Genomic DNA, 12,245 nt, shown 5'->3' on the forward strand with positions numbered 1-12,245 from the left:
AAGAGCAAACCAAAAACGAATGCAGGAAATACTCGAGCTGACACTCTCAACTCTCAATAGTGTCAACACCTAAGCTAATGTACAGCCAACAATACTATAAGCTGCTCAAAAGCCCCAAATCAAAATCTTTATTCTTAATTATCTTTTTATTTAACTTAACCTTCTCAAGATTTTCGCTGCTGATGATTCCTGAATTATAAGCAACAGCACAATGAATAAATAACGCGGGATATGCATAGTCAGTCGGAGATGCCAGCACATCATCAATAGTCCGGGCGCTTGGCAGTATGCACCCTGCCATGAGGGGGACATAGTGGCTTTCAAGCGCGCGCCGGATATGCGCACATATCGCACCAGCATCCTCTCGCTTAGGCACACTTATGGTGCCATATATACTTGTGCCGAATTTTTTATCTTGTCTTCCTGATGTTGTAAATGAGAAACACGCAGCACTACCCAAATTGCTTTTATAAGGAGGATTGACCTCAGAAGAACAGTCAAAAATAGGCCCCCCGAAGACTATGCCATTCAGGACATATGCATTCGAATTTACCAAATACTGAAAATCAAGCTCAGCTACTAATTTTTTTTCCCAGCGAAATTTAACCCCTCCCTTTACCGCCTTAATCGACAAGCCTGGCCATTCAAGACCCTTCAGCTCTTTTAGCAGCTCACTCTCAAAATAAACCCTATCTTCTTTACTCATAAAATCACCCATATTTCAAAACATTGAACGTAGCATTATGAACGGCGCCTTTGCCGCCTAAGGACTTACCAGGCTTACCTTTAGTATCAACTTTGAATGTGCCTGCTGTGCCTTGCGATTGTTTTATGGTCCCACCACCCAGATGCTGCGTAGTGTTGGCAGGACTTGACATATCATAGACTCCAGCGGCTTTTTGATTCTTAGTGAGTCCACCAGAACCATGCTTAACCTCGAATACGTGATAACTCCCATGTGCATCTTGAGCGACTATATCGGCGCGAACCCTACTGCCATTAACTTTCATCGTCACCTCTTCCGAAACCACCTTATATCCATTTCGCTCAAGATCATGCCGTGCTTTATTTGTGCCTTTAACACCACTTGCAGAACTTTTGCATAGGCCAAACGGGTCAATCCAACCAGTGGTATTGGGTGCATATTGATAGAGATTCCCCCCCCCCAACAAACCAATCGGATCCTGCGTAACAAACCGCCCCACCTCCGGATCGTAATACCGAAACGTGTTGTAGTGCAGCCCTGTCTCCTCATCGAAATACTGCCCCTGAAACCGCAGATTCTGCTCGACTTTGTTGACGTCCAATCGCTCCAGCGATCCCCAAGCCTTGTACGTCGCCTGCCAGACGATCTGCCCTTCCCGGTCAGTCATCTCCAGCGGCGTACCGATCTGGTCGGTGTGGAAGTAGTAAAGCTTCTGTTCCTCACCCTCGGCCTGATCCACCCGCGCCAACGGCGCATAACTACCCGGCTCGTAAATGTACAGACTGCTCTGCCCCGGCGTTTCCTCGCGCAACATGCGCAAGCCTTGCCACAGGAAATGCTTCTGCTCGGTGACGCCATCGACCTCTGACACCTTGCCAACCCGCCGCCCAAGGCTGTCGTAACGATACGAACCGGTACTTTCCAGCTTGCCGTTGACCATCGTCTCAGCTTTGACGAGGCGGTTTTCGCAGTCATACGTGAACGTCTGCAGCCGGTTCATCCCGCTGCGTTTCTCAATCAGGTTGCCCCACGCATCGTAGGCATATTCCTGATCCCGCCAGCGCTTGAGGCGGTTGTCCTTGACGTGGTCAAACTGGCTGGTGTTGAAGTTCAGCCGGTTCGCCGCGGCGTCGTAGCGGAACTCTTCGCTGTCGATCAGCTGGCCGGTGTCGCGGCTGTGCAACTGGCCGTTGGCTTCGTATTGGTATTTGATCTCGCCGCGCAGTTTGTCGAGGGTGCGGGTCAACTCGCCGGCCGGGTCGTACTGGTGACGGCGGTGGATCGGGTTGTAGGCGTGCTCGACCAGCAGGTCGGGCTGGATGCCGGGGTTGTGGAGGCGCGAGAGTTTTTCCGCCGGCAGGCGCGAGGCGAACTGCCAGCTCTTGCGGCCCATCGCGTCGTAGCCGAAGCAGCTGGTGAGCGTGCCCTGGGTGCGCAGGACTTCGCGGTGCAGGTCGTCGCGCTCGATGTCGCTGATCAGTTGGCCGTCGAGGTTGAGTTGGTGCAGGTGGCCGCTGCCGTAGTACAGGTGATTGAGGTGTTGGCCGGTGGGCAACGTCAGCGTGGTGAGGTTGCTCAGGGGGTCGTATTCGTAGGACAAGGCGCCTTGGAGCGTCGTCTCTTTGATCAGACGGCCCAATAGGTCGTAGGAAAAATCGAGTTTTTCTGCGCTGACGCCGAGTTTTTTGCCGTTGGCGGTGGGTAGGCGCTCGATGGTGAGCAAGCGGTCTGCGTCGTCGTAGGTGTAGTCCTGGCGCGCGTCGGTATTGAGTTTGGCGAGCAGGCGGCCAATCGCGTCGCGCTCGAATTCGGTGCGGCGCTGTGGCCGTTCGCCGCGCTCGCCGTAGCCGGTTTCGTCGACCTGGGTCAGATGTCCGCCGAGGTTGTAGCTGAAGCGCCGGGTCAGGTTGTCGATGCGCTTTTCTTCGACCAACCGGTCGGACGCATCGTAGGCGAACTGGTACGCCGCGTTGTTTTCGTTGATCAGTGCCGTCAGGCGAATCGCCGGGTCGTACTCGTAGCGGATGCGCTGGCCCTTGGCGTCCTGGCGGCTGCTCGGCAGGCCCCGGGCGGTGCGTAGCAGGCGCGTGGTCTGGCCTTTGCCGTCGGTGTGGCTGAGCACCTGGCCGAGGGCGTTGTAGGTGAAGGATTCGGCGCTGCCGTCCGGGTGATGGATGCGCAGCACTTCGCCGTCAGGTTTGCGTTCCAGCGTGGTGGTCTGGCCCAGCGCGTCGGTGACGGCGACCAGGTGCTGGCGCTCGTCGAAGCGATACGTGGTGTTTTTACCCGAGCAATCCTGGAAGCGCTCGACCTGGGCCAGGGTGTTCCACCACAGGTATTTGGACTTGTGGGTCGCGTCGATGATGGTGTGTGGCAGGCCGTCGTCGCCGTTGAGGTATTCGGTGGTGTGACCGAGGGCGTCGACTTCGGCGATGAGGTTGCCCTTGTCGTCGTAGCGGGCTTGCCAGGTGCTGCCGTCAGGGTAGTCCACCTGCGTGATCAGCGGGGTCAGGTGGTGATAGCGGTATTTGATCGTGCGCCCGAGCGGGTCGGTCTCCTCGAGCAGCCGTGCGTACTCGTCGTACTTGAGCGTGATCCTGTTGCCGTCAGGCAGCGTCAGGCCGGTCATGTTGCCCGTGTCATCGATGTTGATGACGTAGTGCTCGCCCCCGAAATCGCGGCTGGCGGTGACGCGATGATCGGTGTTGTAGTGAAGCTCGGCTTCGCGCCCGAGCACGTCGGTGACCCGGGTGGTGCGGCCCTTGATGTCGTAGCGGAACCGGAAACGTTCGCCATCGCTGGTCCAGTGTTCCACTACCCGTTGCTGGCCTTCGATGGGTTCCCAACGGTAGTTGCAGGTCAGGCCCAGAGCGTTGCTGTGGCTGGCCATCATGCCGTCGATGTAGCTGAAACGACGCAGCGAATCGCCGTTGCGGTTGATCACTTCAGCGAGCTGTCCGTTGTCGTCGTAACGGTACTGCACCAGGGTTTCAACGGCCTCGTTGTCGACCACGCGCCTGACGTCGGTCAGGCGGCCCAGCGGGTTGTCGTAATGCAGGTGCACCCGCACGCCCCCGGTGGCGCTGATGTCGGTGAGCGTGCCCTCGGCGGTGCGGGTGAAGTGCAGGAAGTGGCCCAGGGCGTTTTCGATGCGTTGCAGCGGTACCGGGACATTGTCGTCCGCGACTTCGCCGAAGTAGAAAAAGCTGTTGTCGAGGGTTTGCAGCAGATAATGACCGCCCTCGGTGCAGACCAGATACACCTGTTCATGGGGATTGTAGATACGCTCCCCCGGCTGCACGTCCACGAACGGAACGCTGCGCCCCTGATTGTCGGTGAGGTACACGAAGGTGCCGCTGCGACGCAGGCTTTGCTCCCAGGGCAAGACCCAACCCTTGCCGAGCACACTGTCGACGCTCAGGTCGCTGGCATAGAAGCGGGACCATTGGATCGGCATCAGGCCCGGCAGGCTGAAGTCGGTTTCGTCGGTAATGACCTTGCGGCCGGTGGTGGCATCAACGGGGTTGCCGATCAGGCCACCCACCGCGCGCTCGATGGCCGGTCCCACGACGTAACGCGAGGCAACCTCACCGGCGACGAACCCGGCGGTGAATTTCAGTGCGCAGGGCATGATGGCTTTCATGCCGGCCTGGGTCCCGGCCTTGATCAATTGAGCGATACCGCCCGCGGCACCGGCGACCGCCATGAGGATGTCGACCGTGGTCCGCAGCCAACCGGGAATCTCGTCGTCCACCGGCAGGTAGCGATGGGTTCCGCCACCGATGAAGACATTGTCCGAGCCGCTGGAGAGCGTCGCGCCGCAGGTCATCTTGTCGCCCTTGCGGGCGGCGGCCGTACCGTTGATGAAGACGTTGGTCGAACCTTCGGCGACCTTTACCGGACCGGGATGCTTGTCGCAGGCCCCCGTGCTCTTTTCGACGTGGGCAGCCTTGCGACTGTTGATGAACACGTTGGGCGACGCGGTGACGATCGTCCCCGCGGGTGAAGAAAACATACTGCCTATCTTCTCCCCGGCCGCGGTGAGCAGGCTACCTCCGACGCCTGCGGCCAAACCCGCCAACAAGGCCACGCCAAACCCACAGGTGAACGTCGCGATCGCCACCGTGGCAATCAGCGCAATACCAAGCGCCGCGCCGATGAGAAACCCGCCCAGGGCGCTGGTGTGCGACAGTTCATCGCCAAACCTTGCGGCTTCGAACATGGCCGTTACTCCTGTGCGCTGGAGTCGGTCTTGGGGCCGCCGGGCTGGCGAGGCTGAAAGCTCGCCAACAAGTCTATCCAGTTCTGATTCTGCTCGCTGCTGAAGTCAGCCTGGGCTGTGGTGGAAAAAATGATCGCGCGTCCAGGCTCGATCAGAAACGCCGCCTGGCGCTGATAGAAAGGTCGGCCATCGGTCATGTAATACGCATCGATCTGCACGCCCTCGATCGGCGCCGTGGTCGACAATGCAACGGCCTTCTTGCCCAGCAGCGTATAGCCACGCAGCTTGGACGCGAGCATTTTGATCTGACGCTCGACGTAGGCTTTGAGCACTTCGCCGGGCAGCAATGTGTCCCGGGAAATGGTGATGCTCAACGGCGCTGGAATACTCGCCCCCAACACAAACATGTTTACCGTACGGTCCTGAAAACCTTGCGGCAACGCGATGCTGCCTTCCTGCAACTCATAATCCATTCTGGGTAACTTCCTTGAATCAAAAAAATTAGGCGTTCAGCGCAAGGCAAGGCCGTCGAGCATGCCGTCAAAATCAACCAGCCACAGACTGAGCGCGGGCCGGGCCGGATCAATCTCGCAAGCAATGCTCAGCCATTGCCCATCGTCACGCCCGGCGACAGGCACCAGGGCACCGACAAGGCGCGCGTGACGATCGGCATGACCGGTCTTGAAATGCAGATCCACGGACTTCGCCGCACTGCCGGCCACGCTGACATCGCGCTGGCGGATGATGCGCACGTCCGGATGCTCCTGGCGAAACGCCTGCACCGAGGCATCGAAAAGCTGCTCCAGGGTCTGCCCCTGTCGCACATTACGACGCCTGATCGTCAGGTTGACCGGCTCGCCTTCGTGCTCGAGGGTGGTCTGGACTTCGCGGAAGTTGAACCCCGTCGGAAATGCCAGGTTGAAACCAGCGAAGGTGAAACTGCTGGGCGTATCCTGCAGCGCCACCACCGGCTCGGGTTCTGGCTCGGGCTCAGGCTGGACGAGGAGCACGTTCTGCTGGGCAAGGCGTTCGACTTCCTCCTGCGCAATGCGCTTTTCGGAGATGCGATCGTAGAGACTGACTCTGGTCATGGCGCCATTACCTCAGTCATTGACCCTGACCTCGGAACCGGTGATCTGGGTCGTGCCGGTGCTCGTCGTGGTGATCGCCTTGCCTTTGATCTCGATGCCGTCCGGCGTGAGAGTGATGCTGCTGTCCCCCACCTGAAGAATGATGTGCTGATTGGCACTGACCTGAATGAACTGGTTGTCGACCTGAATCGTCAGCGAGCCTTCCTGGACATTCATCACCGTGTCTTTCTTGATCGTTTCGGTGTGCGTGCCGCCGACCTTAATCGTGCGATTGCTACCGACGGTATGGACTTCATCGACCTCGATCTCGGTGTCCATGTTGCGCTCGGCATGCATGATGATCTGCTCGGCACCGGCCTTGTCTTCGAAGCGGAAGAAGTTCGCCGTGCCGCCGTCACCTTTCATCGACCGAGTCAAAAAACCACTCTGGGTCTTGTTCGCCGGCAACGACCACGGCGGGGTGTTCTGGCTGTTGTAGAGGCTGCCCATGACCAGCGGGCGGTCGGGGTTGCCGTCGAGGAACACCACCACGACTTCATCGCCTACCCGGGGAATCTGGATGCTGCCGAAGCCGCCGCTGGCACCGGACTGGGCGACGCGGACCCAGCAGGAGCTCTTGTCGTTGTGCTCGCCCTTGCGGTCCCAGTGAAATTGCACCTTCACGCGGCCGAGTTCGTCGGTGAAGATTTCCTCCCCCGGCGGGCCGACGATGATCGCGGTTTGCGGGCCGGAGATGGTCGGACGCGGGGTAGTGAGTTGAGGGCGGAAGACGATCTTTTTGCGCACGCAGGAGAAGGTGTTGTAGTAGCTGGCCTGGTGCCCGTTGAGGTAGTTGTTGTGGCCTTCGCTTTCGACGCTCATCAGCAGGAACTGACGCTCATCGGCAGGGCCTTGATCGTGATCGTAATGCTGCAACAGCTCAAAGGTATAACCGGGCTTCATCGCGCGGCAGTTACTGGCGCCATGAAAGCTCTTGCCCTTGAGCTCAAGCGCTTCGACCCGCAACCGCAGCAGCGCTTCACCTTCGTCGTAGGTGCCGTGGGTGTATTGACCGGGGAAGTCATAGATTTCGAATTCGTCGACATCGCCCTGCTTGTTCAGGCTCTTCATGGCGACCGGCAAGCGGTTGGACGGCTGACGATAATCGAAGGTCTGGACCGCGATTTTCCCCGACTGCAACTGGCGGTTGCCGCTCCATTGGGTGATGGAGTCGGCGGTCTCGGTGACCGATGCCGTGTGGAAACGGATCTGCGGCTGCTCAGGCAACGGCACCAACGTAGTGGAGTCGTCGCAGATGATCATGGTGTGGCCTTCGGCGGTGTGCTCGAAGTAGTAAAACATCCCCTCTTCTTCCAGCAGGCGCTGGACAAAGTTGAAGTCGGATTCGCGGTACTGGGTGATGTATGTGTAATGCTTGAGCGGCTTGCTCAGGCGGAACTCGTGCCGGGAAAACGCGGTGCACAAGGCAAACACCTGGGTGACGACATCTTCCACCGTGCAACCCTGGAAAATGCGCGTGTCGAAACGATTCTTCAGCATGGAGAACCAGGGGTTCAGGGTCGCCGTATAGCGGGCCATGCCACCGTCGCTACCGATACTGGCAAAACGCGTGAGGTAGCCCGCCAGGTAACGAGGCGTGGTGTCTGCCAGCTCGATTTCCAGAACCACGTGCTGACCCATCATCGACTTCAGCTCGACGCCGGAGTCCTGGCACACCAGCAGCAACTCGAAGTTGTACGCACGCGACAGACCTTCAGTCCCCTTGAAGGACTCAAGCAACAATTGCTGTTCGGGGTTGGCGAGGTTCTTGAACTTGAACAGGCGCCGATTCTGCGGGGAAAGCATTGCGGCAAGGTCCATCAACATGTGTATCTCCTTGAAAACAGTGGAAAGCTACCGCCCTCTCTCAACCACTGCGCATAACGAATCAGATAAGAGGGTCAAAACCCTGTCTGCCACATCATCGATCTGGGCGAACACCTCGCCGCCCCATGTTTTCGGACTGTGGCAATTTGCAAGTCTTGTAAGCGACTGCCTCTAAAAACGCTTCATTTTCATCGGGTTTGTTTAAACGCCGAGTGAAATTCCTCACACGAAACAGGCGTCAGAAACTGCGACCGCAAGACAGTATGAAAGTGCCATCATTCAGTAAAATATTTGCGAAATTTGTCACACTTTTGCAGGCATCACAGATGCTCGAACGCGGGAAGGAGACACCCATGTCATGCACTGTGTCAACCCGGACGCCATATATGCGCGCACTTCCACGCACTTGGAACTCAGTTCAGGATAATCTCTGAAAAATAATTATCGCCACACTGGCCAGCCAGAAACGCTGATATATCAAGGATGAACGGGAAGTTAGCGGCCACTTGTTGGCGACTAATGCCTTATTGCCATCATTGCCGAATGTAACGCGAATAACAAAAATGGGATCCATGTTGAAATCTTCTACCCGCCCCGCAGTCTGAAGTGCGGCTAATTGCCATCACTTTGGCAATGATGTGAAGTCGGATATTCGACAGCTCGACCGCAGCAACAAGGAAGCGCCTTACCCCCAAGGACAGTGACGAGTAAATGGATCTTTTAGCCAACGTGCCCAGCTGGGCCGATGTCGAACGCAACCTCGACCAGAAATTCAACGAGCTGAACCAGGGCGTCAACGACGGCTTGCAGAGCGTGCACGACAACTGGAACGGCTTCACCCGGCGTGTCAGCAATGGCGCGAGCCAGGCCTACGGCTACATGGGCGGTCGTCGCATCGATGCGGTGCATCAGGCGATGACCCTCTCTTACCCGATCATCCAGATGGACCTCAAGCGCAAGTGGGCCTCGATTGAAATCGAGCAGATCCTGCCGGTACTGCTGCAACTGGTCAAAGAAGTCTCGATGATTCTCGGCGGCAGCGTGGCGATCGGCACCGTGGCCGGCGGCGCAGCGGGGGCCTTCGCCTTTGGCGTCGGTGCGGCCCCCGGAGCCGCTGCCGGGGCCGGTATCGGCTTGCAGGTCGGCAACCTGATTCTCATGGGTCTGGGCCTGTCCGCCATCGCCGAATATTTTTACCAGGGCCTGCCCGCCTGCCTCTCGACCTTGCAGGAAGGCATCGCCACGGCCTGGCACGCCGAAGAAGGCCTCAAGCCGTCCGGCCTCGATCCCAGCGGCGGCTCCGCTGCACTGGTACAGGAACGCATCGAACGCGCGGCACGACAACTGGCTCGCGGGCAGGAGCAGCTTGTACTCCTGTTGCTCACCGCCATCGTCACCTACCTGACCCGAGGCCAGATGAAAGCCGGTGTGATGAACAGCATGGAAAACATCGCGACCCGCAGTGCGAAGCTTCAGGCGGAGATATCGAACAAGGAGCTGGCGGGTTGGTTGGCAAAGAATGAGCAGAAGTTGTTGGCTCGGGATGAGTTGCGGGTGAAGGAGCCGGCGCCCCTTCAGAAGGCCGAGCCAGAGACAATGCGTGAATATTACGCTAAACAAGATCCAGACTTTGTATCACTGGAGGATAAAAAGAATAAGGTGTTAACCTTTGATACACATGGCCTTTCCGCCAAACAGATCAATGAGTTTTTTGAGAGTCCTGAAGGGCAGCTGTATTTTGACAAACTCCGGGCATCAGATCCGAAAGCATCCACTGAAGAAATTTTCGAGCGTGCCGTAGCACAAATTGGGTCAGGGAGTACAATTCCGAAAGTCATCACGATGGAAACCCCGCTCGTAAAAATCGTACCAGTGGGTGAAAAGATTACCGATTACTCTCCTTATTTTACCACCATGGAAGAATTGCAGGCATCTGCCAAATCCAGTAAAACCTTAGCCGACTCACTGGGGCTACCTCTGGTGAGTGAAGCCCCGAAGTATTCAATTTTCGAAATTCACCCTCTTCAACCTACAGAGGTATTCATCAGTAAAGTCGCACCGACGACGGAGTTCGGAGGTAATATAGTGCGTACGGGTGGCGCCAATCAATTTTTGATTCCCAATCGCAATGAGTGGTCTACTAAAAGACTGCTGGGAACAATCGACAACTAGGAAAAAAAATGAATATTGACGACCTAAAAATCGCCACACTCCAACTACGCGAACAACTTGAGCTCTGCAAAGACAAGAGCGACATTGCGGCAATGCTATACAGTCAGTTGGAGCCACTCTTATCAGCAGTGGAGCAAGGTAAAATAACGCAAAATATTGAACCTCGAGAAATACCTGGCCATCGATTATTCGAAGAGACCAATCTAAGAGAAAACAGCGATCTAAAGAAAGCTTACGCCAATTTTTACGTAGAAATTATAGGCGGCCGCGAGTGGAGTTCATATAAACTCCTCAAAGCAAAAATGGATAAAACGTAATTAACTTCAGCCCTCGGAGTTGAGAGAATCGAATGGCAATTCAAAAGGGCGAGCGTTTCGCTAACGAAGACTTTTATGTTGACTATCCATACGAAGAAGTCACCTATCGCTGGGATCATCATTTGAAGCAGATATTCGTACGTTTCTACGGCAACGAAGAGAGTTCTCAACCAGTCCCTCATGACAACCGTTTATACAATGAAGCGCTGCGCTTCGGTGAGGAGATCACCCGCCAGGACTACGATAGAGGTCGCTCCCGCCGATGACGGTGCGTGACGACGGCTACTCATTGAAATCTATTGAGTTGAACAGGAGCCAACACAGATACAACATGAAGCTAACAACGTCACTTGAACACGTCGGATAGTTAACACAACTAATAGGCGTGACGGATGCAGCGCATGACAAATTCACACCTGACCGAACTACTGATCACGCTCAAAGAAATCTTTCACAGTGAGAGCTGCCAAAATTTTGATTCAGGAATAAATGCGATAATCCGCCTACTGTCTGAGGACCCTTTGCCGGACAGTAATGAATGGGCAAAAGCGACTTCAATGTATAGAACAATGGCAGGCAGCAAATCAGGTTTCTCAGACGTCTACATTGATCGAGGTACCGCTGAACAGCGAACCGCAGCTAACGCAAGACTGGATGCTATTCGACAGATGTTATGGGACGCATTTGAACGCGTCTGAACTCATACGATACGTCATAACAGATCATTGCCTGGTGCCGAGATGTTAAAAAACCTTATTGATCTCAGAAGCTCAAACGAAGCGCTCACCCAATACACTGAGCGATACGACCACTTGCTCCCACCGCCCTCTCCTCAACTGCGCCAGCGCATGGATTACATGTTGCAGCCGGACGCACCCAGATTTCCGAACAGGAAACCTGAGTGGCTGACTTCCAGGCCTTGCACCCTCACTGAAGAGCAGGCGCTGGACCGCGCCAAGGGTTGCCTGTTGGGGCTCGCGATTGGCGACGCCGTGGGTACAACGCTCGAGTTTCTGCCCCGTGGTCGTGAACATGTCAGTGACATGGTTGGCGGCGGCCCCTTCAAGCTGAAACCGGGTGAGTGGACTGACGATACGAGCATGGCACTGGCTCTCGCAGACACTTACGTGGCAAACAATAAATTCGATTTCCGCGACTACACGCAGAGGCTTTGTCGCTGGTATAAAAATGGCGAAAACAGCCATAACGGAAAATGCTTTGACATTGGCAACGCCACTCGCGCTGCGCTTGAAGGTCGATTGGCGCAGGGTGTCGACTGGTACGGCAACGATCATCCATCCACAGCCGGCAACGGATCGATCATCAGGCTGGCACCGACCGCCATCTTCCGTCGCCACTCCTTGTCCGGCACCTGGCGGGAAAGCTCGGCACAAAGCCGTTGCACTCACAAGGCTGCAGAAGCCGTAAATTGCTGCGAACTGCTGGGCGCTCAACTGCACCTGGCCCTCAATGGCGCGGACAAGGAAGAAACCTTGTCGTCAATGATTCGCACCTTGTATCCCCGCCCCTTGATCATCAACGCTGGCGAATACAAACAAAAAACCCGCGATCAGATCCGCTCCTCCGGCTACGTCATCGATACGCTGGAAGCAGCTCTGTGGGCGGTCTGGAACACCGACAACTTCAAGGATGCAATCCTGTTGGCGGCCAATCTGGCGGACGACGCCGACAGCGTGGCAGCGACCACCGGCCAGATAGCCGGGGCGCTGTACGGGGTGACGGGCATGCCTGAAGAATGGGTCAAAACGGTCGCCTGGTCAGAACACATTCAGGACTTGGCGCAAAAATTATTCGAAAGCGCCCCACTCCATGACGAGATGGATGAAGTGATTTATGGGAATCGCTGAAAC

At 56.3% G+C, this 12,245-nt stretch carries 10 protein-coding genes; 5 read left to right on the forward strand and 5 right to left on the reverse strand.

The window, feature by feature from the left end; translation table 11 throughout:
• Positions 1 to 94 precede the first annotated feature (94 nt).
• The 5 genes from KW841_RS27725 to tssI are packed head-to-tail and all read right to left on the reverse strand — an operon-like array spanning position 95 to position 7,885.
• A complete protein-coding gene (locus KW841_RS27725; RefSeq protein WP_218480513.1) occupies positions 95 to 706 on the reverse strand; it encodes a hypothetical protein in 612 nt (203 codons plus the stop codon).
• A 4-nt stretch (positions 707 to 710) separates the two neighbouring features.
• A complete protein-coding gene (locus tag KW841_RS27730; RefSeq protein WP_218480514.1) occupies positions 711 to 4,928 on the reverse strand; it encodes an RHS repeat-associated core domain-containing protein in 4,218 nt (1,405 codons plus the stop codon).
• 5 nt (positions 4,929 to 4,933) lie between these two features.
• Positions 4,934 to 5,401 (reverse strand): DcrB-related protein, encoded by a 468-nt coding sequence (locus tag KW841_RS27735; RefSeq protein WP_218480515.1) that lies wholly within the window; start codon positions 5,399 to 5,401, stop codon positions 4,934 to 4,936.
• A gap of 36 nt (positions 5,402 to 5,437) precedes the next feature.
• Entirely contained in the window at positions 5,438 to 6,019 is a 582-nt protein-coding gene (locus KW841_RS27740; RefSeq protein ID WP_218480516.1) for a DcrB-related protein, read from the reverse strand.
• A 12-nt stretch (positions 6,020 to 6,031) separates the two neighbouring features.
• Positions 6,032 to 7,885, reverse strand: coding sequence for a type VI secretion system tip protein TssI/VgrG (gene tssI / locus KW841_RS27745; protein ID WP_218480517.1), 1,854 nt, complete (start codon positions 7,883 to 7,885; stop codon positions 6,032 to 6,034).
• A 711-nt stretch (positions 7,886 to 8,596) separates the two neighbouring features.
• Between tssI and KW841_RS27750 the strand changes: the two genes are divergently transcribed.
• The 5 genes from KW841_RS27750 to tri1 all read left to right on the forward strand — a co-directional run bounded on the left by KW841_RS27750 (position 8,597) and on the right by tri1 (position 12,242).
• Positions 8,597 to 10,057, forward strand: a complete 1,461-nt coding sequence (locus tag KW841_RS27750) for a DUF6861 domain-containing protein (protein ID WP_218480518.1) — start codon at positions 8,597 to 8,599, stop codon at positions 10,055 to 10,057.
• 8 nt (positions 10,058 to 10,065) lie between these two features.
• Positions 10,066 to 10,374, forward strand: coding sequence for a hypothetical protein (locus KW841_RS27755; RefSeq protein ID WP_218480519.1), 309 nt, complete (start codon positions 10,066 to 10,068; stop codon positions 10,372 to 10,374).
• A 32-nt stretch (positions 10,375 to 10,406) separates the two neighbouring features.
• Positions 10,407 to 10,640: a hypothetical protein gene (locus KW841_RS27760; RefSeq protein ID WP_218480520.1), complete on the forward strand. Its 234-nt coding sequence runs from the start codon at positions 10,407 to 10,409 to the stop codon at positions 10,638 to 10,640.
• 135 nt (positions 10,641 to 10,775) lie between these two features.
• Positions 10,776 to 11,072, forward strand: a complete 297-nt coding sequence (locus KW841_RS27765) for a hypothetical protein (protein ID WP_218480521.1) — start codon at positions 10,776 to 10,778, stop codon at positions 11,070 to 11,072.
• A 42-nt stretch (positions 11,073 to 11,114) separates the two neighbouring features.
• Positions 11,115 to 12,242 (forward strand): ADP-ribosylarginine hydrolase Tri1, encoded by a 1,128-nt coding sequence (gene tri1 / locus KW841_RS27770; protein ID WP_218480538.1) that lies wholly within the window; start codon positions 11,115 to 11,117, stop codon positions 12,240 to 12,242.
• The last annotated feature ends 3 nt before the right edge of the window (positions 12,243 to 12,245 follow it).

The sequence above is a fragment of the Pseudomonas sp. PDM28 genome (assembly GCF_019219115.1).
Classification (GTDB): domain Bacteria; phylum Pseudomonadota; class Gammaproteobacteria; order Pseudomonadales; family Pseudomonadaceae; genus Aquipseudomonas; species Aquipseudomonas laurylsulfatiphila.

Bases quoted from the DNA above. Each gene is read 5' to 3' on its own strand.
- KW841_RS27725 (WP_218480513.1), bottom strand. From the start codon at position 706: ATGAGTAAAGAAGATAGGGTTTATTTTGAGAGTGAGCTGCTAAAAGAG.
- KW841_RS27730 (WP_218480514.1), bottom strand. From the start codon at position 4,928: ATGTTCGAAGCCGCAAGGTTTGGCGATGAACTGTCGCACACCAGCGCC.
- KW841_RS27735 (WP_218480515.1), bottom strand. From the start codon at position 5,401: ATGGATTATGAGTTGCAGGAAGGCAGCATCGCGTTGCCGCAAGGTTTT.
- KW841_RS27740 (WP_218480516.1), bottom strand. From the start codon at position 6,019: ATGACCAGAGTCAGTCTCTACGATCGCATCTCCGAAAAGCGCATTGCG.
- tssI (WP_218480517.1), bottom strand. From the start codon at position 7,885: ATGTTGATGGACCTTGCCGCAATGCTTTCCCCGCAGAATCGGCGCCTG.
- KW841_RS27750 (WP_218480518.1), top strand. From the start codon at position 8,597: ATGGATCTTTTAGCCAACGTGCCCAGCTGGGCCGATGTCGAACGCAAC.
- KW841_RS27755 (WP_218480519.1), top strand. From the start codon at position 10,066: ATGAATATTGACGACCTAAAAATCGCCACACTCCAACTACGCGAACAA.
- KW841_RS27760 (WP_218480520.1), top strand. From the start codon at position 10,407: ATGGCAATTCAAAAGGGCGAGCGTTTCGCTAACGAAGACTTTTATGTT.
- KW841_RS27765 (WP_218480521.1), top strand. From the start codon at position 10,776: ATGACAAATTCACACCTGACCGAACTACTGATCACGCTCAAAGAAATC.
- tri1 (WP_218480538.1), top strand. From the start codon at position 11,115: ATGTTAAAAAACCTTATTGATCTCAGAAGCTCAAACGAAGCGCTCACC.